General features: G+C 60.1%; 20 protein-coding genes. 10 read left to right on the forward strand and 10 right to left on the reverse strand.

Features of this window, described 5'->3' with window-relative positions; all coding sequences use genetic code 11:
* The first annotated feature begins 213 nt into the window (after window positions 1–213).
* From BM062_RS25305 to BM062_RS20355, 6 genes are all read left to right on the forward strand, one after another.
* Window positions 214–567: a hypothetical protein gene (locus BM062_RS25305; protein WP_139220142.1), complete on the forward strand. Its 354-nt coding sequence runs from the start codon at window positions 214–216 to the stop codon at window positions 565–567.
* Window positions 568–798: 231 nt separating this feature from the next.
* Window positions 799–1,473 carry a TetR/AcrR family transcriptional regulator gene (locus tag BM062_RS20330; protein ID WP_092400227.1) on the forward strand — a complete coding sequence of 225 codons (675 nt, stop codon included), beginning with the start codon at window positions 799–801 and terminating at the stop codon, window positions 1,471–1,473.
* Window positions 1,474–1,716: 243 nt separating this feature from the next.
* On the forward strand, window positions 1,717–2,118 hold the full coding sequence (locus tag BM062_RS20340; RefSeq protein ID WP_092400231.1) for a VOC family protein: 402 nt from the start codon (window positions 1,717–1,719) through the stop codon (window positions 2,116–2,118).
* A gap of 182 nt (window positions 2,119–2,300) precedes the next feature.
* A complete protein-coding gene (locus tag BM062_RS20345; RefSeq protein WP_092400233.1) occupies window positions 2,301–3,008 on the forward strand; it encodes a response regulator transcription factor in 708 nt (235 codons plus the stop codon).
* Window positions 3,009–3,058: 50 nt separating this feature from the next.
* Window positions 3,059–3,754 carry a response regulator transcription factor gene (locus BM062_RS20350; protein ID WP_092400345.1) on the forward strand — a complete coding sequence of 232 codons (696 nt, stop codon included), beginning with the start codon at window positions 3,059–3,061 and terminating at the stop codon, window positions 3,752–3,754.
* The gene (locus BM062_RS20355; protein ID WP_092400235.1) at window positions 3,751–6,132 is read left to right on the forward strand and encodes an ATP-binding protein; all 2,382 of its coding nucleotides are present in this window, start codon (window positions 3,751–3,753) and stop codon (window positions 6,130–6,132) included. Before BM062_RS20350 ends, BM062_RS20355 begins: the two co-directional genes overlap by 4 nt.
* A 70-nt stretch (window positions 6,133–6,202) precedes the next feature.
* Here the strand turns inward: BM062_RS20355 and BM062_RS20360 are convergent, their stop codons facing one another.
* From BM062_RS20360 to BM062_RS25310, 6 genes are all read right to left on the reverse strand, one after another.
* Complete coding sequence (locus tag BM062_RS20360; RefSeq protein ID WP_092400237.1) at window positions 6,203–6,574, reverse strand: hypothetical protein; 372 nt, start codon at window positions 6,572–6,574, stop codon at window positions 6,203–6,205.
* A 137-nt stretch (window positions 6,575–6,711) separates the two neighbouring features.
* The gene (locus BM062_RS20365) at window positions 6,712–7,557 is read right to left on the reverse strand and encodes a transcriptional regulator (RefSeq protein ID WP_092400239.1); all 846 of its coding nucleotides are present in this window, start codon (window positions 7,555–7,557) and stop codon (window positions 6,712–6,714) included.
* A gap of 332 nt (window positions 7,558–7,889) precedes the next feature.
* Entirely contained in the window at window positions 7,890–8,762 is an 873-nt protein-coding gene (locus BM062_RS20370) for a hypothetical protein (protein WP_139220143.1), read from the reverse strand.
* Window positions 8,763–8,888: 126 nt separating this feature from the next.
* Entirely contained in the window at window positions 8,889–9,341 is a 453-nt protein-coding gene (locus BM062_RS20375) for a transposase (protein ID WP_092400243.1), read from the reverse strand.
* A 502-nt stretch (window positions 9,342–9,843) separates the two neighbouring features.
* On the reverse strand, window positions 9,844–10,971 hold the full coding sequence (locus BM062_RS20380; RefSeq protein WP_092400245.1) for an SDR family oxidoreductase: 1,128 nt from the start codon (window positions 10,969–10,971) through the stop codon (window positions 9,844–9,846).
* Window positions 10,972–10,973: 2 nt separating this feature from the next.
* Entirely contained in the window at window positions 10,974–11,120 is a 147-nt protein-coding gene (locus BM062_RS25310; protein WP_175501106.1) for a hypothetical protein, read from the reverse strand.
* Window positions 11,121–11,593: 473 nt separating this feature from the next.
* Here BM062_RS25310 and BM062_RS20385 point away from each other — a divergent pair, with 473 nt between their 5' ends.
* The 4 genes from BM062_RS20385 (at window position 11,594) to pbpC (ending at window position 21,930) form a co-directional block, all read left to right on the forward strand.
* Window positions 11,594–12,277: a response regulator gene (locus tag BM062_RS20385; RefSeq protein WP_092400247.1), complete on the forward strand. Its 684-nt coding sequence runs from the start codon at window positions 11,594–11,596 to the stop codon at window positions 12,275–12,277.
* The gene (locus BM062_RS20390) at window positions 12,274–13,668 is read left to right on the forward strand and encodes a sensor histidine kinase (RefSeq protein WP_217647628.1); all 1,395 of its coding nucleotides are present in this window, start codon (window positions 12,274–12,276) and stop codon (window positions 13,666–13,668) included. Before BM062_RS20385 ends, BM062_RS20390 begins: the two co-directional genes overlap by 4 nt.
* A 133-nt stretch (window positions 13,669–13,801) precedes the next feature.
* Window positions 13,802–19,684, forward strand: coding sequence for an alpha-2-macroglobulin family protein (locus BM062_RS20395; protein ID WP_092400251.1), 5,883 nt, complete (start codon window positions 13,802–13,804; stop codon window positions 19,682–19,684).
* Window positions 19,669–21,930 carry a penicillin-binding protein 1C gene (pbpC, locus tag BM062_RS20400; RefSeq protein ID WP_092400347.1) on the forward strand — a complete coding sequence of 754 codons (2,262 nt, stop codon included), beginning with the start codon at window positions 19,669–19,671 and terminating at the stop codon, window positions 21,928–21,930. The genes BM062_RS20395 and pbpC overlap by 16 nt, the downstream gene beginning before the upstream one ends.
* Before the next feature lie 39 nt (window positions 21,931–21,969).
* On the opposite strand, the gene BM062_RS20405 is transcribed toward pbpC, so the two are convergent.
* From BM062_RS20405 to BM062_RS20420, 4 genes are all read right to left on the reverse strand, one after another.
* Window positions 21,970–22,431 carry a YccF domain-containing protein gene (locus BM062_RS20405; protein WP_092400253.1) on the reverse strand — a complete coding sequence of 154 codons (462 nt, stop codon included), beginning with the start codon at window positions 22,429–22,431 and terminating at the stop codon, window positions 21,970–21,972.
* Window positions 22,432–22,638: 207 nt separating this feature from the next.
* Window positions 22,639–23,196, reverse strand: a complete 558-nt coding sequence (locus BM062_RS20410; RefSeq protein WP_092400255.1) for a hypothetical protein — start codon at window positions 23,194–23,196, stop codon at window positions 22,639–22,641.
* A gap of 229 nt (window positions 23,197–23,425) precedes the next feature.
* On the reverse strand, window positions 23,426–24,307 hold the full coding sequence (locus tag BM062_RS20415) for a DMT family transporter (protein WP_092400257.1): 882 nt from the start codon (window positions 24,305–24,307) through the stop codon (window positions 23,426–23,428).
* A 161-nt stretch (window positions 24,308–24,468) separates the two neighbouring features.
* On the reverse strand, window positions 24,469–25,887 hold the full coding sequence (locus tag BM062_RS20420; protein ID WP_092400259.1) for a M20/M25/M40 family metallo-hydrolase: 1,419 nt from the start codon (window positions 25,885–25,887) through the stop codon (window positions 24,469–24,471).
* Window positions 25,888–25,909: the final 22 nt, after the last annotated feature.

The following is a 25,909-nucleotide window of genomic DNA, read 5'->3' on the forward strand; positions in this document are numbered from 1 at the left end:
AAGGACGACTTCTGCCTTTGCGACATCAACACCAATAAACAGGGGGGATTGCATGAATGCCTCCTTATGGCTAGAGTGAGAATTGTCGGAGTGGCCCTCTCTTCACGTTAGCTTGCACATATCGGCGGTCCGGGCTGGCAGGCCATTAACGGCCGCTGGATTCCTCATCGACGTTAGAGAGGTGGAGTGGGAGAGATCTAATACGGTCTGTCAGTGAAAACCGCAGATGCGAAGCGTTGTCCCTCCACTCCGGCACCTTCTAGTTTCCCAGAAAGCGTCACTTCTAACCATACAAGCGAAGCGTATTACGCCGTATGGTTATATTCAGATAACGTAACATTGCTTATTGTTGTTGGCTCCAATTTCTTTGGCGTCGTTTCCCTCATTCACACATTCCACATGCGGCGTAATATGCTTCGCTATTACGCCCTACAGGATGCCCTTTACCGCGTTGAAATGTGGAGCGTCAATCTTGTGTTTGCAAAGAAGCGCCTTGAATTTCTTGGCGCAGGTGATCAGTCGCCCTCCCAAATTCTTTCAAATTTCCTATCCCGTTCATTCCAGTAAAAAACCGAGCTTGCGCTTTCAGACTTGAAATAAGAAATTGCCGGCAACCGGAAATCGAACGGTTTTTTCCCATCAGGACCACATTGTTTTTCAGATTCGGTGCACATCATTTCGTAAGTTCCAGGTGAATACAATTGCCGCAAGGTCAATATTCGAATACCGATCCGGCCAGCACCGCCCGGAGACGGGCATCGACGCGAGACAAACGAATTATTCCATAACAAGTAAGATATGAGCCGTTACTCATTTTCACCAGATGGCATCGTGACGATAAAAAAACGCCAATCATTAAAGCCGCGAAAGATTCCGCAACAATCACGCGCAGAACAAACCGTCGCCGCGATTCTGGAGGCGGCGGCACGCATTCTGGAAACCAAGGGACTGGAAGGGCTCAATACCAATCTTGTCGCGCAGCGCGCGGGTTTCAGCATCGGCTCCCTGTATCAATACTTTCCCGGTAAAGACGCGCTGATTGTCGCGCTGTGCCAGCGTGAGCGCGCCGTGTTCTTTGCAGAGGCTGAGGGCGCGCTCAGCGAAGCAACGGGTGAGGCGGCATTGCGGCGCCTGATTACCGCCTCCGTCCACCAGCAACTGCGGCGGCCGACGCTCGCGCGGCTGCTCGACTTCGAAGAAGGCCGTCCCGCCATTGCCAAGGAACTGGCGCCATTCATTACCGCCATGAGTGGATTGATCCGGCAGGTCCTGGCGCATGAAGATATTCCGCCGCAGCCGGACGACGAGATAGCGGCCGACGACATCATCGCCATCGTGCGCGCCCTGGTAGATGCCGCGGGATACCGCGGCGAAGCCGATCGTGCGGACCTGGAATGCCGCGTACGCCGCGCCGTATTCGGATACCTGGGGATCGCCGATCGCCAGCCCGTAAAGCCACGCACCAGGAGATAGGCGGCTCCGGAATAGCGGGATGCCCGCGGAAATGTGAGTAATCGTCAAGCCGTTGCAGCGTTTCAAGCCGAAACCCTCCGCCAGGCGCTACAGGCAAGGGCCGGGCCCAATGTGAGTTTCAAAATCGAGTATTTGCTCGCAGAATGAACCCTGTGGAGAGCCACTCGATCAGCGCCGCCGCACAGGGCCTGATCGGCGACGTCTCCTTCCACGGTGCATTTCAACATTTCTACGAGACCGATCATGAACATTCATAAAGAAGCAAAACTGAATCACCTGAGCTTCCCTACCACCAACGTGGCCGAGACGGCTGCATTTTTCGAGAAATACCTCGGCTGCGAGATCGTCGCCGCCGGGGAGAGCTGCCTGCTCAAACGGAATGGTTTTGACATTGTCCTGGACCACGCCACGGAAGAAGTGCCGGTCTGGCCCAAAAATTTCCACTTCGGCCTGGAGCTCGACAGCCTGGATGACGTCCATTCCCTCTACAAGGAATTCCTGGCAGGCGGCGTTCAGATGGAGACGGAGGTTTTCAACAACTCACGGGGATCACGCTTCTTTTGCCGCTCGCCTGGCGGCGTCCTGATCGAGGTCAATACGCGTGCCGACATGCAGAAACAGGAGCAATGGCAAAAATTGTTTTGATAGTGGTCTGATTGTCAATATTTAATATCGTTTTTTGCTAGGCAATTGTGTAGTTTTAATCAAGGGAGATATTGTTTAATATAGCCATCCCCGCGACAGGCTGAGGAGTGCTAATGTATGAGGCATTCTCCACGGGTTAAACCAGCAGTCATGGCAACTAACCAAGCTAAGTAGAAAGCGTCATGCTCAGATCTGCCGAGAATCCGATTCGCGTCGCCTTGCTGGACGATCACCCGATCGTTCGCCATGGTCTTGGCAAAAAATTTTCCAGGCAGCCGGACTTTCATGTGGTGGGCATCTACGCCACCGGCCGCGAGATGATCGCCGGTTTGCGCTCGGCGCCGGCGGAAGTGCTGGTGGTTGATTTCTCGCTGGGGCCGACCGAGATCGACGGCATCAACCTGCTCCAGCTGCTGAAGATCAAATATCCATCGAGTAAGATACTGGTCGCTTCTTCGCACGACGATCCGGCCACGGTGGCACTCGTGATGCGGGCCGGGGCCAAAGGATTTGTCGCCAAGGCGGAACCGCTCTCCGCGCTGGTGGCGGCAATCCGTATTGTGGCGGCGGGCGGCACGTATACCGGAGAGGCCGGGACAGCTTCAGCCGTGCCGCCCGAGTCGCCGGCATCTGCGGACAGCGCCGCCGGCCCGGCGTCCGAATCGCACCAGAAAGAGCAGCCGCTGTCGCCGCGCGAACGCGAAGTCATACGCTGCTGCCTGGATGGCATGTCAGTCACTGAGATCGCCGAGAAATTCTCAAGGAGCCACAAGACCATCAGCAGCCAGAAGCAGTCTGCAATGAAAAAGCTGGGTTTGCGCGCCGACAGCGAGTTATTCGCGTTGCGTGACCAGGGCAAGGATTTAAACTGGTTCCTTGGTCCGCGCTAGCGGACAGCCTGGCGGCGCTGCAGCATTGAATGTATTGAGAGATCTTGAAGATGAACCGGACAGGACCGACGCCGCTGCGTATTGCATTGCTGGACGATCATACGGTCGTGCGTCATGCCTTGCTCGAACTATTGGGCGAAGCGCCGGATTTCCGTGTCGTCGGAGCGTTTGCCAGCAGCCGCGAGCTGATGGCGGCGTTGCGGACCGCGCCGGCGGAACTGCTGCTGGTCGATTTTGTGCTGGCGCCGGGCGATATCGACGGCCTGAACCTGATACGTGTTCTGTCCACGCGCTTCCCGGACAGCAAAATCCTGGTGGTGTCGGGGCATTACAATCCGGCCACGATAGCGCTGGCCTTGCGTGCCGGCGCGCGCGGCTTCGTCGGCAAGAACCAGCCGCTGTCCGACATTGTCGGCGCCATACGCACCGTCGCGCGCGGACATACTTACCTGAATCCGGCGCTGAAGGTCGAATTTTCCTATCTGCTGTCGGATGCCGCCGTGCAGGACGACACTGCGGCGGTTGCCGTTTCCGATGTCGAGCAAGACGCGTTTATCGGATTGTCCCCGCGTGAGCGGGAAGTACTGCAATGCTGCCTGAACGGATTGTCGGTTACCCAGATTGCTGAAAAATACGGCCGCAGCGTCAAGACCATCAGCACCCAGAAACATGCGGCGTTTCGCAAATTGGGAATCCGCAACGATAATGAGCTGTTCAAAATGCATCGTCAGGTAGGTTTGTCATGAATCGACGGATTCTGCAGTTTCTGTTATCGCTCGCGTTGCTGCTCATGGCGGCGGCCCGCGTTGCCTCCGCGGCGCCGAACCTGGACCTGTTCACTCCGGCCGAGCGCGCCTGGATCACGGCGCATCCGGTGGTGCACATCGCCGTCGACCCCGACTGGCGCCCGCTCGAATACGTAGAGGACGGCGTACACAAAGGACTGACAGCCGAATATGTGGCGGCGATCTCGGACCTGACCGGCATCCGGTTCTTGCTGGTGCCTGGCCAAAGCTGGGCCGACGCCCGGCAAGCCTTGATTGACGGGCGGGTCGATTTGCTGCCCGCGATTTCAAGGCAGTTTGCTCCGCCCAGCTTGCAAGACATCGTGCTGTTCAGCGAACCCTATTTTGTCGGGTCCACCATCATCCTTGCGACGGAAGCCGAGCCGATCATCTTCGATGCGCGCAAATTGAATGGCAAGGTAGTGGCGATCAAAGGCGGCGGCGCCTACGAACGTCTGTTGCGCGGCCGTTTCCCGGAGATCCGCCTGCTGCCGCTGGAGAGCCCGGAAGCCGCCTTGCAGGCAGTGGCGGACGGCCGTGCGGCGGCCGCTGTCGGGGTGGACACGGCGATGTTGCCGCTGCTGCACCGCAAGTATCTCGATACCCTGCATATCTCCGGCGCTATAGGCGATTTGCCGGCGACGGTATCGATGGGAGTGCGCAAGGAACTGCCTGAACTGGCGTCGATTGTCGAAAAATCGCTTGAGTCCCTGACTGCCAGGCAGACCGACAACATGGTGGAAAAATGGCTAAAGGGAACCGATTACGGCGCTCCTTCCTGGGGAACGCTGCTGAAATACTATGGTACCGAATTGATTTTTCTGGCAGTGGCGATTATCTTGATTTTGCTGTTTGCGCAGCGGGCCAGGAACGCACGCCGCGCAGCGGTCCAAAGCGAACAGACAAAAACAAGATTCCTGGCCGTGATGAGCCACGAGATACGTACGCCGATGAACGCCATCCTGTCGTCGGTAGAATTGCTGCTGCGCTCGCCGCTGGACCGGCGCCAGTACGAACTGGCAGACATGGCGGGATCTGCCTCGGAAACGCTGCTGAACCTGCTGGACGATGTGCTGGACCTGTCGAAACTTGAAGCCCACCGGCTGCTGCTGGAGGAAGTGCCGATCGATATCTCCGCGCTGGCCCGGCAAGCCGTCGGCATGATGCGGATCAAGGCGGAGGAAAAGAACCTTGCGCTGCGGCTGGAGCTGCCGGAACCAGGCGACCGGGATGTCGTCATCGATCCGGGGCGAATCCGGCAGGTGCTGATCAATTTGCTGTCTAACGCCATCAAGTTTACCGACCGCGGCAGCGTCACGCTCTCCATCCGCCTGCAAGATGACGCGCCGGCGCCGCAACCGCAGGCAACGCTGCAGGTGGCCGTCGCCGATACCGGTATAGGCCTGTCCGCCGAGCAGCAGGCGCGCCTGTTCCAGCCGTTCGTCCAGGCCGACAGCTCGACCACGCGGCGTTATGGCGGGACCGGGCTGGGCCTGGTGATTTGCCGCGAACTGATCGAAGCGATGAAGGGAACGCTGGATTTTCATAGCGAAGCCGGAGTTGGCACCGTCGTCACGTTCTCGATCCCTGTCGCGATGCAGCCGCGCCTGTCCGTCCAACCTGCATCCGCAGGTGTCGTCGCACCGGCTGTTGCCGTCGCCGCGGCGGCCGCCGGCCCGACGATTCTTGTGGTCGACGACCATCCCAATAACCGCCAGGTAATCCAGCGCCAGCTGGAGGAATTGAACTGCAATGCGGTACTCGCCGCAGACGGTCCTTCGGCGCTGGCGTTATTGGAAACCAGGCAATTCCCGCTGGTATTGCTGGACTGCTACCTGCCCGGAATGGATGGTTACCAGGTAGCGCGCACGATCCGTGCGCGGGAACAGGGCAACGGGCGCCACCAGCCGATCATCGCCATCTCGGCCGCGGTTGACACCGGCCATGTGCAGCGTTGCATGGAAAGCGGGATGGACGGCGTCTTGAAAAAGCCTTTGCGCCTGAATGAACTGCAATCGATCGTCGAGGCCTGGTGCGATGTCGAGCTGGCATTGCGCGAACATCCGCCAAGTCCATCTGCATCCGATCCCGTTGAACTGTTTCGCGACACCGCACAGCTGGACCTGGCTGAAATCGAGCGCGCGCTGGAAAGCGGCGATTTCGACATGCTGGCGCGCTACATCCACAGGATGAAAGGCGCCGCGCTGATCGCCGGCGAGCCGATGATCGCAGAGGCGAGCGAGCGGATGGAAGAGATATTGCGCAGCGCTTCCGCCGGCGATCGCGCTATGCTGGACAGCGTCTGTTCGGAGTTGCGCACGCAGGTTGCGCAGCTTTAGCGGCCTGGCTGGTTTATGTCGCCGGCACCGGGAGGTCAAGTCTCAGTGGCGCCAGTACACCCCGGAAAAATCACTTAACGGTGTTTTTTGCAACCGGCGGCAAGCAATAAATGCGCGGCAACCCGGCAAAACCCGAAGCTATTGCATCGCCGCCTATTTTCATTATCTGGAAATATTCCACATACCCTGGATTGAAACCCATGTAAGCGTATTTGCCGGCCAGCTCGTCCGGGGTATTGTCGCCCATGAAGGCGGTTGCCTTGCTGGTGGTGATCCTGAGGAAAGAGCCGATTGCGCTGTACTCGAATTCGGTGGCACGGTGCAGGGTGGTTTTGATGTCGGGTTTTCCTGCAGATTCTTGCAGCAGCGCTCCTGTGAAACGCATGACGCCGGTGCCATCGGCATGATAATGGCTCGATACCCGTGCAAATGCGCGAATCATGTTCCCTGGGAAAATCCTGTTGATTTCATATGACGATTGACAGGACCAGTCGACGCGGTTGAGGGAATTCTGCAAAGAAAAGACAATCCACGGCACAACCATGACGAACAGGGCGACGGGAAATAGCCATTGCCTTTTCATATGTCGACCTCGTCAATGATCACATAGGATACGCAATCGGCATCACTGTTTTCAATGGCGTTGCGGCATAGGAAATAGCTGAATACGTTATTGGCGTGCGCGCCATTGATGTATACATTCCAGTCAGGTTTCGAGGGCAGCAAGCGGGGTGGATTTTTTTCCAGCATGCTGATCTTCTGGGCGATAAATTCGGTTCGATCGGAAAAGCCTTCTTCTATGAAATGCCGGATTTTCTCCCCGGTCTTGACTGGGACATAACTGGCATGGGGTGCTTTCTGGAACAGGTTGCGCTGCAAATCCGGTGCGAACATGAATGCCGCAATCGTGCTTGATATGGCCAGCGCAACAAGCGCTGCATAGGTTCTGCCTGCCTGCCGGCGTGACACCGCCGGCTGAGCTATGTCAGGCGCCATGGATGGTGGAAATTTGTCTGCCTCATTTGGCGGGGCGTCAACCGGCCATGTGGGATCGGCCGGTAAAACCGGGGCGGGGGGCTGATCGTCTTTTGCGCCGCGCATAAAGAAGGTGTCGGAAGTTTTGTAGCCGATACGCGGAATCGTGACGACGCTATCGGCCTTGATGCCGAATGCGGCGAAACATTTCCGGATATGTGCAATAGCCTGGTTGACGTTGTTGGTGGAGACGACGTTCCCATATTGTCCCCAGCCGCCCTCCAGCAAATCCTTTTTAGTGACGACTTGTCCTTTTGCTTCCAGCAGGATAAGCAGGCAGCGGCTCGCGGCGGCGCCGAGTTGAATGACGTGCTCCGGCTCATTGGCCGACGTAAGTTCGAAATATTCGTCGTCGAAATAGGCAAGACCGCAAATCAGATATTTTGCCATTCGTTCTTTCAAACGTTATGTGTTGAGTGTACCTGGCTGCACTGCGCTCCCGATACTCGCTTCGTCGCGTGCGCCGATCGGATCATCGCTGAGCTGCTTTTCGTTTGACCGCATTATAGACAGAGTTCCAAGTAGAAAAAAACAGAAGAGATTCGAAGACTCCGGGCCGGATACGGCATTCTCCAAGTCCTTGGTCAATTTCCCTGACACTAATCTGCTGCCAAAAACTATCGATGGCGGCCGGCACTTTTGTTCCAGCCATGGGGAGCTGGCGCGTGACTCCAAGGGGTTAAGCTGCGCTCAAATTCAAGGCGAGCAGCCATTAGGCAGGTTCAACCGGCTGGCGCCTCCTTGGCATTGCTGGAGATTGCATTCCATGTCTCCTTGTCCTGCATGAGTATCCATATGCCCGTAACCAAAAATCCTAAAAACAGTCCCAATATCGCTGCAGTGCCGATTTTTGGGAAAGCAGGATGCGTAGGCACGTAGATGGCGGTCACCGCTCTTGTGTTGAAGGTTCTGTGCGGATCGAGTTTTTCATTCAGGGCATTGATTTTTTCGCGGAAAATTTGCAGTTCTACCGTGTTGGAACGCAGCATGGAGGCGAGGATGATATCTTCAGAAATGTTTTTTTCAGCGGCTCCCGAAGCATCCATTCTTTGCCGCAGTTCAAGAAGGATCGCCCGCTCGTCTTCCTTTTTTCCCAGCGCATCCTTTGCGGCGGCAATATCCTCTTTCAATTTCGCCAGGGACGGCCTCAACAACTCTTCGTGTTCCGTTTGCAGTACCTCGAATGCCCTGCTCAGATTTTCTTTCGCTTCGCTTGGTGTTTGGCCATTGACTGTCATTTTTACCAGGTCCCCGTCTCTGGTCATGTCGGCAGACAATGTCTTTTTTACGATATTTCTACGCTCATTGGGAAATTCGGCAATCCGAAGCCTTTGCGATTGCACTACCTTGACCGGGAAATTTGGAAAATTGATGCGCTGGACAACATCGTTGGGTTTTGCCAGTAAATTGGCTGCGGACTCAACTTGTCCTATCTTGAAAAGCAAGGTAGCCGGCCATTGCTTCGGTAGCATCAGCGCGATGCCGGCAGCAATCAGTGCCCCCAGCAGAGCGGAAACGGCGAGCGAGCTGAAATGCTGTTTTAAAGAGAAAAGTATTGTCGGTGATAAGGTTTCTGTTTTTTTTGTAAGACTCACTCGCATTTCCCTATTTGCAAAAAATAATTTGCCTGTTTATTAAAAACTGTAAGGTTGGGTGCATGGATCAAGATAAAGATTGAGAGATTTCCGGAAAGGTAAAGCACGTCAAGAAAATTTCCGTCTTCATTTACTGACTAATCCGACCCAATGTGATGTCGACAGCAAAGTATCTTGAGAAATATTATGTTCGACTCGTCTGTAAAAGGTCGCTTTGGCCCCGGCGTAAATAGCCCGCTTTTCCCTTTTTAAAATGACGCGCTTTCTTTCGTGATCGGCATATTCTGCAATTCTTTCGAGCATTGCCATAAGGGTGTCGTCGCCGTCAACGTTATCTACCAATTGCCGCCAGAAATTGGATTCATTCCAGCGCCTGAAGCGCATATAAATATTTGAACGGGCTCCAAACTCTGGCGGCAGATCTACCCAGACGTTGTATTTATTGGAAATAAACCACAAAATGGCATCGATGAACTTGCGATTGTTTCTAGCGCGAGCCACTCCCATCCCCATTCCCCGCAAAAAAGGCTCTAACTGCCGCCACTGGTCATCTCCGAGTTTCATGATTGGATTTTGCATAAAATTTATCGACCTCGCTCTAAGTTAAAAACTGATGTTGATCAGGTTCCTATTGCATTTGGATGTGGACTTGCGGTGCGGCCAAAACGTTCAAGCGGCGTTTGGCTACAAAAATTCTAACTAAAACAACCGCAGGGAAAATCTTGCTGAAATTAAAGTCATTGATTTTCATGACAATTCACAAGGTTTCATAGAAGCCCTCCGCTGTGGCCTAAAAAGCGCGTCTCAGGAAATGTGGCCTGGACGGGGGCCTGGATAGGGAATTCATGCGCAGGCTGGGTGCGGCGATTTTCGGATATTGATTGAAAGAGGCTTTGAAATCATTTTATTGAATCATGCGGTTTCACAGCTTTGACGGTTGCCGCAAGTTTTCAGAAAATCGAGGGCTATTAAAAAACAAGCCAGGCGGTTGCAAACTGGTTCATGAAACGACGACTCGGTATTTATGTTTTGCGCATCCTCGGTCAAATCGAATTCCGATAATCTCGCCGGCCCCCATGGATTATTTAAAATCCCATTTCATCTGGTTGGCGATAGAGATATTCCGGGTGCTGGTCGCGCACAAGCCGATATATTCCGTCAATGGCGGTGCGCTGGCCACGCCTTCAGCCAGCAGGTTGCGGTTGCTGAAGACGTAATTGAGCCTGGCGAATTCCCCATATAGTTTCAAAGCCTTGGCCAGCAGCCGCGGATTGCAGTCGGGAATGCGGACCTTGATGCGCGGTATCAGCTGGTCTATCTGTCCGACTTCGATCCGCTCATAGTCGCGGCCATACACCCCCTTGCGCCCGCCGGCCGCCAGCGCCAGGTCGAGCTGGCGGAAGGAGCGGCTGGACTGGATCCCGGCCGACAGGTGGAACACCGGCTGCGCCAGGGTTTCCTTGAGTGCCAGGTGCAGGATGGCGCGGGCGCACCAGTCCACCGGCACGACATCGATCTTGTCATCCAGCGAGGTGGTCAGCACGCCGAGTTTCTGCCACACCATGAACACCCAGAAAATGCTTTGCGACGGCGTACAGCCGAGCCGGGTATGGCCGACCACGATGGAGGGGCGCAGCACCACCAGCGGCAGGTCGGGAAAATGTTCCCGCAGGCGTCGTTCGCCGATGGCTTTGGAACGGGTGTACGGCACCAGGTGGTGTTCCTGCGCCAGCGGCAGGCTGAGCATTTCGGGAATGCTGTTGTCAGCCGCGGAATGGCTGCCGCAAGCCATGGCGGTGCCTATATAGAGGAAACGCCGCAGCCGCGGCCGGCCTTCCATCAGCGCCGCCAGCGCCAGCGTGCCGTCAATATTGGTTTTTTCCAGCGCCGGATGGTCGGCGAACGTCGCCAGCGCCGCGCAGTGGATCACGGTCGACACCTGTTCCAGGCGCGGATCGAGGGCGACGCCGGCCAGCTCCGGCAACTCGGCGCACAGCACCTGCTGCGAACTCAGCTGCGCCAGGTCGGCGTCGCTGGCGCCGATCTGCTTGAGCTGGATCCACAGGCGTTCCAGGGCCTGCCTCGGATTCGGCGCCCGCACCATCAGCAGCAGGCGATGCGCCAGCCCGGCCTGGATCGCTTCCACCGCGGTGGCGCTGCCCAGGAAACCGGTGGCGCCGGTGATCAGGATCAGGTCGTCGCTGGCCATGTTCAGCAACTGGTGACGTACGCGGCGGCCAAGGTGTGCAGCGTCCAGTTCTTGTCGGACTGGCGGTTCCAGCCAAGGCTGGCGCTCACTTCGTATAGCCCGCTATTGGGCTCGAAAGCGGCGTAGCCGGAATTGAGAGGTTTTTTCATTGTCGGCTTTCTAATCGTATTGTGCACGCTGTGCTGCTAGGGCCTGTTAACACTTAATTTGGGAGTGCGAACGCGCGGCAGGCGTTGCAGGCCTAGGCGCGGCGACGCGACGTAGCGGTGCTACGGCAAGGAGCGGATGGCCGCCCCGAGCAACAACGGCATGCGACGCCTGCAGCCGTTCCCGGAGGGTTCAAGCCAAAACGTGCGCTGGCGGCGTTGCATGGCTTGCTGGGGCACCAGCCCCAGCTGCGCCACGCGCCTTGCCACCACACGTTTTGGCTTGAACGCATCTCCCAAATTAAGTGTTAACAGGCCCTAGGGAATGGCCATGCCGGATCGGTCAAGCAAGTAGTATCCGCGAGCGATATGAAGGAAACATGAGCCATTCGTTAACGTTTGCTGAAGACGCCATGACCCGTTTAAAAGCAGACCCTTCAGCTTTTCTTCACGTTAGAGTGTTTAAATACGGGCTTATGAAAATACTGTTGATCGAAGACGACCTTGACCTCGGCAACGGCGTGCGCATCGCCTTGTCCGACCACGGCATGGACGTGGTGTGGGTGCGCCAGCTGGAGGATGCGCTGCGCCACCTGGAATCCGACGCCTGCGACCTGGTGCTGCTCGACCTCGGCTTGCCCGACGGCGACGGCCTGAGCCTGCTGACCCGCTTGCGCCGCGACAAGAAGGGCCTGCCGGTGATCATCCTGAGCGCCCGCGATGCGGTCAGCGACCGCCTGCTCGGCCTCGACAGCGGCGCCGACGATTACCTGGTCAAGCCCTTCGTGCTGGCTGAACTGCTGTCGCGCGTGCGCGCCCTGGCGCGGCGCAGCTACGGCTTCGATGGCGAAACCATGGAACTGCGCGGCCTGTCGCTGCATGCGCCGACCCGCCGCGTCACCGTGCAAGAGCGGCCGGTGGAGCTCACCGCCAGCGAATACGCCTTGCTCAGCACCTTGCTGATCCGCGCCGACCGCGTGGTGACGCGCCGCATCCTGGAAGACCTGGCGCTGCCCGGCGGCCAGGGCAACGCCAGCAACACCCTGGATGTGCACATGGCGAACCTGCGGCGCAAGATCGGCGACGGCTATATCCGCACCGTGCGCGGCGTCGGTTTCGTGATAGACCTGCAGGCGCCGGCCCGCAGCGCCCGCAAATGATGCGCCGCTGGTGGAGCGGGCTGGCGCGGCCGACCCTGGTGCGGCGCCTGCTGCTGGCGCAGATGCTGCTGCTGACGCTGTTATGGAGCCTGTTCATCGGCTACGCCATGTTCGAGACCAGCCGGGCGCCCGGCCCGATCAGCCTTGACCGCACGTATGAGGCAATATTCGGCGTTGTCGAGAACCTGGCCGACAATCCCGAGCGCCAGCACAATGTGCTGCGCCTGATCGACCAGGCGGTGCGCGAAGGCTACGGCGTCGGCGGCAATACGCCGAAGCTGTCGCCCAGCATCCAGGTGCGGCAAGCCGGGAAACTGATTTACCAGTCCGAGGATACGCCAGGCGGCATCCGCAACCGGCGCCTCGGCCAGCCGGAAACCCTGTACGTCGACGGCGTGCGCTGGCGCGCCCGCACCGTGCAATCGCGGCAGTCCGATACCAGCGTCACCATGATCGTGCCGGCGGACGGCATGGAAATGCTGATCGACATGAATTCGCGCGGCTATTATTCCTTGCCCTTGTTGATCAGCCTGCCGTTCCTGCTGCTGCCGGCCTGGCTGTCGATCCGCATGGCCTTGCGTCCCTGGAGCCGGGTGGCGCGCGAAGTGGCCGCGCGCGGTCCGCAGAACCTGGCGCCCCTGGAATACAAGCCCAAGCACCTGGAACTGAGTTCCATGGTGGACCGGATCAACGCCTTGCTGCAGCGCATGAGCGACAGCGTGGAGCGGGAACGTAATTTCATCGCCGACGCCGCGCATGAACTGCGTACCCCGCTGGCCGCCATGCGGGTCAATGTGGAAGCCTTGCAAAGCCAGGCCGGCAACCAGCGCCAGCAGGAACTGCTGGCGGGGATATTGAGCAGCAACAGCCGCGCCACCAGGCTGGTCGGCCAGCTGCTGATGCTGATGCGCAGCGATCCCACCGCCAGCATCGCGCTGGAGCGGCTCGACCTCGGCGTGCTGCTGCAGGACCGGCTGGCCGTCTTGTCGAACCTGGCCCAGCTGCGGCAGATCGAGCTGGAGCTGACGTCCGAAGGCCAGTGCTACATCCTCGGCCATCGCGACAGCCTGGTGTCGCTGATCGACAACCTGGTCGACAATGCGATCAAATACAGCCCGCCGGGCGCTACCGTGTTCGTCAGCCTGCACAGCAACCTGACCCAGGTCGTGCTGAACGTGGCGGACCAGGGACCGGGCATTGCGCCGGCGCTGCGCGAACGCGTGTTCGACCGGTTTTTCCGCAATCCGGACCAGACCCAGAGCGGCAGCGGGCTGGGCCTGACTATCGTCAAGTCGGTGGCGCACCAGCACGGCGCGTTTATCCGGCTCGATGCCGCCGATGACGACCAGGGCTTGCAGGTCGAAGTCAGGTTTCCGTGGGCATCGGCATGAACGCGACGCCGGGACCGCAGCGGCAAAAAGACAACAGGGTAGTGTTGTTTAAACGATAAAATTGCCATATAGACATAGAGATGCTGTATCCTCGCGAAGTCATATTTCATCTTTTCCTAGCCCGAGGATTGTCATGCAAGCAGCGACACAACGAAAGAAAACCAGCAACAGCGCCGTGCGCTTTCCGGGGCTGTTTTTTTTCGGCCGCAAACTCTGCGGCGCGCGCAATGCGCTGGCGCTGCTGGCGGTGCTGATGGCCGGCCAGGCGGCGCAAACCGCCTATGCGGCCGGCATCAACAGCTTTTCACCGCAGGGCGAGGTCGTCCAGGTGCGCCAGGTGCGGGTGAATTTCTCGGAAGCCGCCATCAAGTTCGGCGACCCGAAATCGCCCACGCCGTTCGACATCAGCTGTTCCGAGGCCGGCAGCGGGCGCTGGGCCGACGAGCGCAACTGGATCTACGATTTCGTGCGCGACGTGCCGCCGGGAACGCGCTGCGGCTTTACCGTGAAGACCGGGTTCAAGCTGCTGTCCGGCGCCGCGGTCAGCGGCAAGACCGTATTCCAGTTCAATACCGGCGGTCCGGCCGTGGTCGACATCATGCCGCGCGGCGACAGGATCGAAGAAGAGCAAGCCTTCATCCTGATACAGAACGGCGCCGCCACCAGCGACAGCATCCTGAAGCACGTGTACTGCCAGGCCGAGGGCGTGCATGAACGGATCCCGGTCAAGTTCATCGCCGGCGCCGAACGCAAGCAGCTGCTCGATCATTTCGCCGACAAGATCAATCCTGACCGGGTCAGCACCTTGCAATGCCAGCAGCGCTTGCCTAACGACGGCGCGGTCAGCCTGACCTGGGACAAGGGCGTGAGCACCGCTTCAGGCATCGCCAGCAGCCAGCCGCAAGTCTTCAAATTCAAGGTGCGGCCGACCTTTACCGCCAGCGTCAGCTGCGAGCGTGAGAACGCCAATGCTGCCTGCGCGCCTATCCTGCCGCTGCGCATCCTGTTTACCGCGCCGGTGCCGCGCAAGCTGGCGGAAGGCGTGACGCTGAACGCATCCAACGGCAAGCTGAAGCCATTTTTTGAAAAGAACGATACCGACGACACGGTGTCGCAGCTGACCTTCAAGCCGCCGTTTGCCGAGAAGGCGGAACTCAGTGTTGATTTGCCATCCGGTTTCCAGGACGAGAACGGCCGGCCGCTGTCGAACGCTGCTGCGTTTCCGCTGAAGGTGCGGATGGCGGATTATCCGCCGCTGGCGAAATTTCCCTCGGCGCCGTTTGGTATTATCGAGCTCAACGCCGACGCTACCTTGCCGGTCACCCTGCGCAGCGTCGAAACCGGCATGCTGGCCCGCAGCGCCGACGGCAAGGTCAATCCCGGCACGGTCAGCAACCTGAAAGTCAACGACGACCAGAACATCATCGCCTGGCTGACCAAGCTCAGGAAATATCACGAAACCACGATCACCATCAACAAGAAACAGGTGGAAACCCGCAGCATCGGTCTGCTGGCGAAGCAGGCCGGGGCCAAGATCCTGGACCTGCCGCCGTCGCCGGACAGCAAGGATGGCGTGCGGCCGTTTGAAGTCATCGGCATTCCGCTCAAGGATCCGGGTTTCTACGTGGTTGAGCTGGAATCGCAAAAACTGGGCGCCTCCTTGCTAGGCAAAGCCGCGCCCATGTATGTGCGCACCAGCGCGCTGGTGACCAACCTGTCGGTGCACGTCAAGATAGGCCGCCAGAACGGCGCGGTGTGGGTCACCACGCTGGACAGCGCCAAGCCGGTGGCCGACGCCGACGTGCGGATTTCCGATTGCCGCGGCACCGAGCTGTGGCGCGGCAGGACCGACAAGACCGGGATTGCCATGGTGCCGGAGTTTCCGCTGGACGGTTGCCGCAACGGCGACGGCAACCAGCCGGGGCATATCGACGGATTTTTCGTCAGCGCCCGCAAGACCGACGACAAAGGCCGCGCCGACATGGCTTTTGCGCTGACATCGTGGAACGACGGCATCGAATCCTGGCGCTTCAACTTGCCGATGGATTACGACAAGTCTGCTACCGTGCGCGCCCATACAATATTTGACCGGACCTTGTTCCGTGCCGGCGAAACGGTATCGATGAAACACGTGATCCGCACCGAGACCATGCAGGGTTTCGGCCTGCTGCCGACTGACAAGCTGCCGACCCGGGTGCGCATCACCCACCAGGGCAGCGGCCAGGAATACCAGTTTGCGCTGAACTGGCGCGGCCAGAAGAATGCCGAAACCGTGTTCCAGGTGCCGAAGGAAGCCAAGCTGGGCAGCTACGAAGTGGTGCTGGACGGCGGCAAGGTGAAGAGCGGCGTCATTGGCGGCGACGCCGATGCGGACGCTGATTCCGACGCCGACTCCGAGAGCGGAGGCTATGATGAAAACCGCCGCAGCTACAGCAGCGGCAGTTTCCGCGTCGAAGAATTCCGCCTGCCGTTGCTGCAGGGACGCATTACGCCGCCCAAGACCCTGGTAGCGCCGAAAGAAGTACCGCTTGCCGTGCAGCTCAATTACCTGAACGGCGGCGGCGCTTCCGGCCAGGCGGTGCACATCACCAGCCTGTTGCGCGGCAAGGCGGTTAGTTTCTCCGGCTACGACGGTTATTCCTTTGCCGCTGGGCGCAACGATGAAGACAGCAGCGCCGACAGCCAGAAAATCGTCGCCGACAAACTGCCGGTGACCCTGGACAAGGCCGGCGCCGGCAAGACCGTGGTGAAGGACATGCCGGCAGTCACGGTGCCGAAGGAATTGCTGACGGAAATGACGTATGCCGATCCTAACGGCGAAATCCAGACCGTATCAAGCGTGACGCCGGTCTGGCCTGCGGCAGTGGTGGTCGGCCTGAAAGCGGGGGAGTGGGTTTCGGTCAAGAAGAAACTGACGCTGACGGCGGTTGCCCTCAATCCGGCCGGGCAGCCGCAAGCCGGCGTGCCGATCGAGATCAGCGGAACCAGCAAGCAGACCAATTCGCATCGCAAGCGCATGGTGGGCGGATTCTACGCATACGAAAACACCACCAGCGGCAGCGACCTGGGAGCGCTGTGTTCGGGCAAGACCGACGCCCGCGGCTTGATGATCTGCACCGTGGAATTGCAAGAACCCGGCAATATCGAACTGACAGCCAAAGGCAAGGACGGCGACGGCCACGCTGCGCTCGCCACCAGCTCGGTCTGGGTGACCAAGCAGGGCGAGCTGTGGTTCGATGGCGAAAACCAGGACCGCATCGATATCCTGCCTGAGAAAAAGATTTACCAGCCAGGTGAAAGCGCCAAATTCCAGGTACGCATGCCGTTCCGCTACGCTACTGCCCTGGTTGCGGTGGAACGCGAAGGCGTGATCGAAACCCAGGTGGTGCAGCTGAACGGCCAGGACCCGACCTTCAGCCTGCCGGTCAAGGCCGGCTACGGCCCCAACGTCTTCGTCTCGGTGCTGGCGGTGCGCGGCCGCATGCGTGAGGTGCCGTGGTATTCCTTCTTTACCTGGGGCTGGAAAGAGCCGCTGAACTGGTGGAGCGAATTCAAGGAATACCAGGCGCCCAGCGCTACCGTCGACCTGGCCAAGCCAGCCTATAAATACGGCATCGCCGAAATCACGGTAGGCACCGCCGCCAACCAGCTGGCGGTGACGGTCAAGGCGGACCAGCCCAGTTATGCGATCCGCACCACCGCCAAGGTGAACATCCAGGTCAACCTGCCCAACGGCAAACCGGCGGCCGGCGCTGAAATCGCCCTGGCGGCGGTCGACGAAGCGCTGCTGGAGCTGGAACCGAACCGCAGCTGGAACCTGCTGGAAGCGATGCTGCAGCGGCGCAGCTACGGCGTGGAAACCTCGACCGCGCAAATGCAGGTGGTCGGCAAGCGCCATTACGGCCGCAAGGCGATTCCTGCCGGCGGCGGCGGCGGAAAATCGCCGACGCGCGAGCTGTTCGACACCTTGCTGCTGTGGAAACCGGCGATCATGCTGGACGCCAACGGCAGGGCGCAGGTCGACGTGCCGCTGAACGATGCGTTGACCAGCTTCAAGATAGTGGCGGTAGCGCAAAGCGGCGACAGCCTGTTCGGCACCGGCGCCGTCAGCATCCGCTCGACCCAGGACTTGCAGCTGATATCCGGCTTGCCGCCGCTGGTGCGGGAGGGCGACAATTTCAGCGCGCTGGTCACGGTGCGCAACACCACCACCCGTGCCATGCAAGTCCATGCCACGGCGCAGGCCGCCGGCCTGTCGGCGGCAACGCCGTTGGCGGCCAAGGACGAGAGCATTCCTGCCGGCGAAACGCGCGAGCTGGTGTGGGCGGTGACGGTGCCGGCCGATGTCAGCCAGCTGGCATGGGAAATCAATGCCCAGGAGCAGGGCGGACCGAAAGTGAAGGACAGCATCAAGTTCACCCAGCGCGTGGTGCCTGCGGTGCCGGTGACGGTGCAGCAGGCCACCCTGTTCCAGCTCGACAAGCCGTTCAGCATGGCGGTAGCGCCGCCTGCCGACGGCCTGCCGGGGCGCGGCGGCCTGGCGATCTCGCTGGCGCCGTCGCTGGCTTCCGGCAGCGACGGCCTGCGCCGCTATTTCGTCAACTACCCGTTCTCCTGCCTGGAGCAAAAGACATCACGTGCAATTGGTTTGCGCGACGACGCCATGTGGCAGAAGGTATTGAACGACTTGCCGACCTACCTGGATAGCGACGGCCTGGCTTATTACTATCCACCGAACGAAGGCAACGCCCGCCGCGGCAGCGATACCCTGACGGCGTACCTGCTGGCGGTGACGCAGGAATCGGGCTTTGCGATCCCGCAGCAAAGCCGCGACAAGATGCTCGACGGATTGGCAGCGTTCGTGGAAGGCAAGATCACGCGCGACTTCTGGTCACCGCAGAAAGACCTGGATGTGCGCAAGCTGGCGGCGCTGGAAGCCTTGTCGCGTTATGACCGGGTACGGCCGGCGATGCTCGATTCGATCCAGATCTCGCCCAACCTGTGGCCAACCTCGGCCGTGCTCGACTGGATCAATATCCTGCAACGGGTAGCGGGCATTCCAGACCGCGCCAAGCGCCAGGCGGAAGCCGACCAGGTGATCCGGGCGCGCCTGAACTACCAAAGCACGCGCATGGGCTTCTCGACTGAAAGCAGCGATTACTGGTGGTGGCTGATGGCCAGCGCCGATGTCAACGCCAACCGGCTGGTGCTGACCATGCTGGAGAACCCGGCCTGGAAAGAAGACATGCCGAAACTGATCAACGGCGCCATCCAGCGCCAGTCGCGCGGCCACTGGTCGACCACCACGGCGAACCTGTGGGGTTCGCTGGCGCTGCAGAAATTCGCGCGCAAGTTCGAATCGGAAAAAGTCGCCGGCACCACCAAGGCCAGCCTGGAGCAGGGCGCCAATGTGAGCGGCAGCCAGAGCTACAGCTGGCCTGCCGCAGCCGCTGCTACCGAGACCGGCAAGCTGCAGCTGCCTTGGCCATCGTCGGCGGCGCCGGCCGAGCTGAAGCTGAGCCACGCCGGCAGCGGCGCGCCGTGGGTGACGGTGCAAAGCCTGGCGGCGGTGGTGCTGAAAAAACCGTTCTCCAGCGGCTACCGGATCAGCAAGAACATCGTCCCGGTGGAGCAGAAGGAAAAGGGTAAATACACCCGCGGCGATATCGTGCGGGTCGATCTCGAAGTCGACGCCCAGACTGACATGACCTGGGTAGTGGTGACCGATCCGATTCCGGCCGGCGCTACCTTGCTGGGTTCCGGCCTGGGCCGCGATTCGGCCATCGCCACCACCGGCGAACGGCCTAGCGGCAGCGCCTGGGCGGCGTATGAAGAACGCAGTTTCGAAGCGTTCCGCAGTTATTACGAGTATGTGCCGAAAGGGAAATTCACCATGACGTATACCTTCCGCATCAACAATCCGGGTGAGTTCAGCTTGCCGCCGACCCGGGTCGAAGCGATGTATGCGCCGGAAATGTTCGGTGAAAGCCCCAACCAGAAATGGACGGTGAAGTGAAGTCGACTGGCCTCAAGCGCTGGACCTTGGGCGCTGCGCTGTTGCTGGCCTTGGCGGCCGGCCCGGCGCAAGCCTTGCAAAGTTTCGCCGATGTGCAGCAGGAGTTCCGTTCGTCCGAAGCCAGCCTGTACGACCGCAAGGGCCAGTTGCTGCAGCAGGTCCGCATGAATCCGAACGAGCGCCGCCTGTCGTGGGTAGCGCTGGAAGATGTGTCGCCGGCGTTGCGCAATGCGCTGGTGGCGTCGGAAGACCGGCGTTTCTATCAGCATAGCGGGGTCGACTGGAACGCTGTGGCGGCGGCTGCCTGGGGTAACCTGTGGAACACCAAGACCCGCGGCGCCTCGACCATCACCATGCAGCTGGCCGGTTTGCTGGACGACGACCTGCGGCGCCGCACCTCGCCGCGCTCGATCGGGCAGAAAATGTCGCAGGTAGTGGTGGCGCAGCAGCTGGAGCGCAACTGGCGCAAGGACCAGATCCTGGAAGCCTACCTCAACCTGGTCAGCTTCCGCGGCGAACTGGTCGGCATACACGCCTTGTCGCGAGTCTTGTTCGGCAAGCATCCCAGCGGCCTGAGCCAGCGCGAAGCGGCGATTGCCGTGGCCTTGATCCGCGGCCCGAATGCGACCCCGGCCCGGGTCGCGGAGCGGGCTTGCCGCATCTTGCAGGAACAGCGTAAGGTGTACGATGGGCAAGAGTGCAAGGGCCTGGAAGATTTCACCCTGCTGGCGCTGGTGCGCACCGGCTCGAATTCCGAAGTGATCGTCACCACCAGCGCCCCGCAGCTGGCGCCGCACCTGGCGCGCAAGCTGCTGCGTACGCCGGGGCAGGCGGTGCGGTCAACCCTGGACGCCGGCGTGCAGCGCTTCGCCAACGATGCCTTGCGGCGCCAGCTGGCGGCCCTGGTGGAGCGCAATATCGAAGACGGCGCCATCGTCGTGCTCGACAATGCCAGCGGCGACGTGCTGGCCTGGGTCGGTTCCAGCGGTTCGTTTTCCAATGCGGCTAATGTCGATGGCGTGGTGGCCCTGCGCCAGGCCGGTTCAACCTTGAAGCCATTCCTGTACGAACTGGCGATCGAAAAAAAATGGATGACGGCGGCCTCGATCCTGAACGATTCGGCGATCAACCTGCCGACCGCCAGCGGCTTGTACATCCCGCAAAACTACGACAAGCAGTTCAAGGGCCTGGTCAGCGTGCGCACTGCGCTGGCGTCATCGCTGAACATCCCGGCGGTGCGCACCCTGGTGACGGTCACGCCCACGACTTTCTTCGAGCGCCTGCAAGGACTCGGTTTCCAGCTGCGTGAATCCGGCGATTATTACGGCTACAGCCTGGCGCTGGGCAGCGCCGACGTCAGCTTGCTGGCGCTGAGCAATGCCTATCGCGCGCTGGCCAACCAGGGGCGTTATAGCGGAGTGCGCACCACGCTGGCCGATCCGGCGGTAAAGATGACAAAGGTGATGGACTCCGGCGCCGCTTTCATCATCGGCGACATCCTGTCCGACCGCAGCGCCCGCAGCCGTACTTTCGGCCTTGAGAATGCGCTGTCGACGCGCGTCTGGAGCGCGGTCAAGACAGGGACTTCCAAGGATATGCGCGACAACTGGGCGGTCGGTTATTCGGACCGCTACACGGTCGGGGTCTGGGTCGGCAATGCCTCGGGTTTGCCGATGTGGGACGTGTCCGGCGTCACCGGCGCCGCGCCGGTCTGGCAAGAAGTGATGCAATACCTGCACACACGCGACCAGCTGCGGCAGCAGGTTCCGCAAAAACCAGCCAGCGTAGTGGAACAGGATATCCGCTACGCCGACAAGATCGAAGCGCCGCGCCAGGAATATTTTCTGGCAGGGACCGAACAAAGCCTGATCACCACCGCCAGTTCGGACGACATCAGCATCGCAATTCGCTATCCGACGCCGGGCATGCTGGTCGCGCTAGATCCCGACATCCCGCCGCAGCGGCAGCGCATACGCTTCGCAGCCGACGGCTTGCCTAGCGGCGTGTGGCGCCTTGACGGCAAGCTGCTGACGCCGCCCGCAGCGAAGTCCGGAAAGAAAACCAGCCGCCAATCGGCAGCCTCGGATCCGCAGCTGGCCTTCGACTGGATGCCATGGCCGGGCCGGCATGTGCTGGAGCTGCTGGACCATAAAATGGCCGTGGTCGACCAGGTGCGTTTCGAGGTGCGTGGCGCGGTTGAGAACCATGCGCAGCAGAAGACCGGCCGCGCCAGGAAAAATAACTGACGTTTTAGCGGCAGGGTATTTTGCGCATGCGTGCAGCAATCAGGTGTTTGTCCTCAGTTTTGCCACAGCCTCGTCCGCGCCCTGCCTGCGCGCCGCAGCCGCCACTTCTTTAGTGACGATGGTCTTGCCTATCGGCGCCAGCGCAATGCCGGCCAGCTTCAGGTGCTGGACGCCGAACGGAATGCCGATGATGGTGATGAAGCAGGCGATGGCCGAGAGCACGTGGCCGATAGCCAGCCAGACGCCGGCAAACACGAACCACAGAATATTGCCGACCAGGCCCAGGCTGCCGGTGCCGATGTCGTCCCTGTTGTTCAGCTCTTTCCGGCTCACCGCTTCCCTGCCGAAAGGGAAGAAGGTAAATTGCCCGATCACGAAACAAGCCTTGCCCCAAGGGATGCCGACGATGGTGAGGAAGGCGACAGCGCCGGCCAGCCACCAGCCCAGGCCCATGAACACTCCGCCCAGGACAAACCACAGGAAATTGAGGATCGCGCGCATATTGTTTTCTCTCCGATGAAAAACATGAAAAAAGGTCAGTCATCCTTTGCCGTCGGATTTAATTAGGGTCAGAGTCGAATATTCTCGTCCATCAATATTCGACTCTGACCCTAATTAATGTTCGCGAAATAATTCGACTCTGACCCTAATTACGAAAGGGAAAAATGTAACACCGTAACTGGCTGCCGACAAGACAATCAACAGGCGCTACCACTTGCAGCCGCTATCTTTTTTTGACAGCACTGCGTCCGCGGCGAGCACCAGGGGAGCTAGTAAACCGAACGGACGGCCGACGTCGAGGCAGTCGGCGCGCGCGCTGCGTTGGATATCTTGGGCCAGCGGATTATCGGGGCGGGCTTCCAGCGGGTGCGTTTGCAATTGCGAGACGGCGGTACCGTTGCGTCTCTCGGCGGGATCCGTGGCGATCTTCCTGGCCGTGTTGAATGCGGCGTCCAGGTCGACGCGTGGCTGTTTGTGCGCTGGTTGGGAAATGGCTGCGGTGTCGCCGATGCTGTTCTCGCGGGGTATTGCGGATGGCAGCGGGGTTATCGTATTGGTGCGGACAGAAGGCTGGGCGGGATGCGGATCGTGCTGGACGACAGGTGGCTTGGTGATGGACGCTGCACGTGCCGGGGCTGGCGGTGCGGCCGGCAACAGCAACCAGGTCATCGCCGGCTGCGAACCTGGGGCCGCATCGGCAGCGGCATGAGGTCGGAATAATTGCATCAGGCCGAGATGCAATAACAGGGACAATAGTATGCCCATGCGCATTGCGCGCCGGTTTGCCCTAGCTGGCCAGCAGCTTTCGTCAGACATTTTTCTGCGCCGTTCAGGACGTAGAAAATATTCGACTCTGACCCTAATTAATGTTCGCGAAATAATTTGACTCTGACCCTAATTACGAAAGGGAAAAATGTAACACCGTAATTGGCTGTCTACAAGGGAATCGTCAAGTGCGTGACTTGCATCTGTCGGTTTTTTAAAGTGATGTTTGTTAACCCGGGCTGGTCTTTGCTTTGCGTTTGCCTGGTAATAAGCTGCCCAGCTTGCCGCTGGCGAGGGCGGTTCCGAGCAAGGTGATGGCGCAGCCGGCTAGCATGGCTGGGGTGATTTTTTCGTTTAGGAAAACAGCGCCCCAGATTAGTCCGAACACCGGGATCAGGAAAGTCACGGAGGCGGCATACGATGCGCCTACGCGTTCGATCAGGCGGAAGTACAAGATGTAAGCGAAGCCGGTGCAGACCACGCCGAGGGCGGCGACGCAAGCCCAGATGGCGGGCGCGATAGCATGCTGCGGCCAGGACAGCAGCGCCGGAGGCAGCAGCACGACGGAGGCGAACAGCTGGCTGCCGAAGGCGACTGCCAACGGCTGCACTCCTGCCAGATGCCGCTTGGAATAATTCACCGCAAAACCGTAGCACACGGCAGCCAGCAGCGCGGCTGCGATCGCCAGCGGCACGCCTGCCACGCCGGCTCCGGCGCTATCCCACACCAGCACTGCAACCCCGGCCAGGCCCAGCATCAGGCCGCAGGCCTGGCTGCGGTTCATGGCGTGCCCGAACCAGAGCGCCGCGATCAGGGCGGCCCAGATCGGCGTGGTGGCGTTCAGGATGGAGTCGATGCCGGCGTTGACGGACAGCGTGGAATAGGCGAACAGGGCGAACGGAACCGCGGAATTGCTGACGCCGACTACAAACAAAGGCCATGCCTTGCTGCGGCATTGGCTGCGGGCGGCGGCAGAGCGCAGCACCGGCGCGGCAATGCCGACGCGCAGCGCGATCAGCGCGAAGGGGCCGAATTCAGGCGCGGCAATCCGCAGGAAGAGAAACGATGCGCCCCAGATCGCGGCGAGCAGGAGCAGTTCGATAAAGTTCATGGCAGGTGTCCGTCAATTGGCGAGCGGCAGGCGCCGCACAATTGCAACATAGGGCATATCCGTGCCCTGGACACTCTGGTTCTTGCGCTCGAATTCGGCAGCAAGGCAGCCCGGCCCCGGCGGGCGCCGGAACCGGTTCAGTTTGCGGCTTATTTCCGTCTCTATTGCGCCAGGCGCTTGACCAGACGGTAGAGGAATTCACGGCCGTCGTACAAACGCTGGATTTCGACGCGCTCGTCCAGGCCGTGCGTGCGGCGGTCCGACGGCTCGACAAACAAGCCTGACACGCCATACATCGGAATTCCCGCATTGCGCATGTAACTGCTGTCGGTGGCGCCGGTGCTCATGGCCGGTACCACAGGCACGCCTGGCCACATGTCCTGGGTCAGCGCTTCCACCGTTTTCACCAGGTCGCCGTTGAGCGGCGAAGCCGGGCTGCGCAGCGGCTTGTTGGTGTAACGCACAGTGATCTTGTCGTTATTGATCACCTGCTTGAACTGGCGATCGATATCGTCAGGATCGTCTTGCGGCAGGATGCGGCAGTTGACGGTGGCCTTGGCCGATTGCGGAAGGGCGTTTTCGGCATGGCCGGCGCTGACCATGGTGGCCACGCAGGTGCTGCGCAGTTGCGCATTGTAGTCAGGGACCGCCGACAGGCGCTCAATTGCAGCGGCGTCCGGCTTGCCGCTGCCCACCGCGCGCATGTCGGCGGCCAGCTGGCCGCTGGCGAACGGCGCGCTGCGGGCGAAATAGCCGGTGGTGACTTCGGCCAGGTGCACCGGGAAGCGGTAAGCGCTCAATCTGTTGAGCGCGGCGGCGATGGCATAGATCGGGTTGTTGGCCGTCGGGGTCGAACTGTGGCCGCCGGCATCGCGTGCTTCCAGTTCGTAAGTGGCGTAGATTTTTTCGGCGACCTGGATCCGGTGCAGGTTCGGCTTGCCGTCGCGCAGTTCGCCGCCGCCGCCTTCGTTGATGCCGAACTCCGCCTTGAGCAATTCGGGTTTGTTGGCGATCAGCCATTTGGCGCCGTTGCTTTCCACGTCGCCGCGTTCTTCATCCGTGGTCAGCGCCAGGATGATGTCGCGGCTGGGTTTGAAGCCTTCCTGCTTGAGCTGGCTCAGCACCGACACGAAAGCCGACGCCATCGCCTTGTCGTCGATCGAGCCGCGGGCGGTGAAATAGCCGCCGGTTTCCTGCAGCTGGAAGGGATCGGTCTTCCAGTCTTCGCGCTTGGCCTCGACCACGTCGATATGCGCCAGCAACAGCAGCGGCTGCTTGCCGCCGTTGCCCTTGAAACGCAGCACCAGGTTGCCTTTGCGCGGGAATGGTTCTATCACCTGGATGTCGCCGGCCTTGAAGCCTGCGTCCAGCAGATGCTTTTCCATTGCATGCGCGGCTTTCGTGGTGTCGCCCGCCGAGTGGCTGGTATTGATTTCCACCAGCTCTTTGTAGATGTCGTGGTAGCGCTGGGTTTCCGGCGCCAGCGTTTGCGCCGACGCCACGGCTCCCAGCATGGCAAGGGCCAGGGCTACCGTGGCGTACGTGGTTTGGCGCGGCAAGCGGCGAATCTGCATTCTCATGAACTTCCTTTCTTGGCGGCGT

The sequence above is a fragment of the Collimonas sp. OK412 genome (genome assembly GCF_900112135.1).
GTDB classification, from domain to species: Bacteria; Pseudomonadota; Gammaproteobacteria; order Burkholderiales; family Burkholderiaceae_D; genus Collimonas; species Collimonas rhizosphaerae.

What these genes read in the sequence shown, in the direction of transcription:
- BM062_RS20385 (WP_092400247.1), top strand. Translation starts at nt 11,594, where the DNA reads ATGAAAATACTGTTGATCGAAGACGACCTTGACCTCGGCAACGGCGTG.
- BM062_RS20360 (WP_092400237.1), bottom strand. Translation starts at nt 6,574, where the DNA reads ATGATTCGCGCATTTGCACGGGTATCGAGCCATTATCATGCCGATGGC.
- BM062_RS20390 (WP_217647628.1), top strand. Translation starts at nt 12,274, where the DNA reads ATGATGCGCCGCTGGTGGAGCGGGCTGGCGCGGCCGACCCTGGTGCGG.
- BM062_RS20410 (WP_092400255.1), bottom strand. Translation starts at nt 23,196, where the DNA reads ATGGGCATACTATTGTCCCTGTTATTGCATCTCGGCCTGATGCAATTA.
- BM062_RS20380 (WP_092400245.1), bottom strand. Translation starts at nt 10,971, where the DNA reads ATGGCCAGCGACGACCTGATCCTGATCACCGGCGCCACCGGTTTCCTG.
- BM062_RS20345 (WP_092400233.1), top strand. Translation starts at nt 2,301, where the DNA reads ATGCTCAGATCTGCCGAGAATCCGATTCGCGTCGCCTTGCTGGACGAT.
- BM062_RS20365 (WP_092400239.1), bottom strand. Translation starts at nt 7,557, where the DNA reads ATGGCAAAATATCTGATTTGCGGTCTTGCCTATTTCGACGACGAATAT.
- BM062_RS20350 (WP_092400345.1), top strand. Translation starts at nt 3,059, where the DNA reads ATGAACCGGACAGGACCGACGCCGCTGCGTATTGCATTGCTGGACGAT.
- pbpC (WP_092400347.1), top strand. Translation starts at nt 19,669, where the DNA reads ATGGACGGTGAAGTGAAGTCGACTGGCCTCAAGCGCTGGACCTTGGGC.
- BM062_RS20355 (WP_092400235.1), top strand. Translation starts at nt 3,751, where the DNA reads ATGAATCGACGGATTCTGCAGTTTCTGTTATCGCTCGCGTTGCTGCTC.
- BM062_RS20420 (WP_092400259.1), bottom strand. Translation starts at nt 25,887, where the DNA reads ATGAGAATGCAGATTCGCCGCTTGCCGCGCCAAACCACGTACGCCACG.
- BM062_RS20340 (WP_092400231.1), top strand. Translation starts at nt 1,717, where the DNA reads ATGAACATTCATAAAGAAGCAAAACTGAATCACCTGAGCTTCCCTACC.
- BM062_RS20375 (WP_092400243.1), bottom strand. Translation starts at nt 9,341, where the DNA reads ATGCAAAATCCAATCATGAAACTCGGAGATGACCAGTGGCGGCAGTTA.
- BM062_RS25310 (WP_175501106.1), bottom strand. Translation starts at nt 11,120, where the DNA reads ATGAAAAAACCTCTCAATTCCGGCTACGCCGCTTTCGAGCCCAATAGC.
- BM062_RS20405 (WP_092400253.1), bottom strand. Translation starts at nt 22,431, where the DNA reads ATGCGCGCGATCCTCAATTTCCTGTGGTTTGTCCTGGGCGGAGTGTTC.
- BM062_RS20395 (WP_092400251.1), top strand. Translation starts at nt 13,802, where the DNA reads ATGCAAGCAGCGACACAACGAAAGAAAACCAGCAACAGCGCCGTGCGC.
- BM062_RS20415 (WP_092400257.1), bottom strand. Translation starts at nt 24,307, where the DNA reads ATGAACTTTATCGAACTGCTCCTGCTCGCCGCGATCTGGGGCGCATCG.
- BM062_RS20330 (WP_092400227.1), top strand. Translation starts at nt 799, where the DNA reads ATGAGCCGTTACTCATTTTCACCAGATGGCATCGTGACGATAAAAAAA.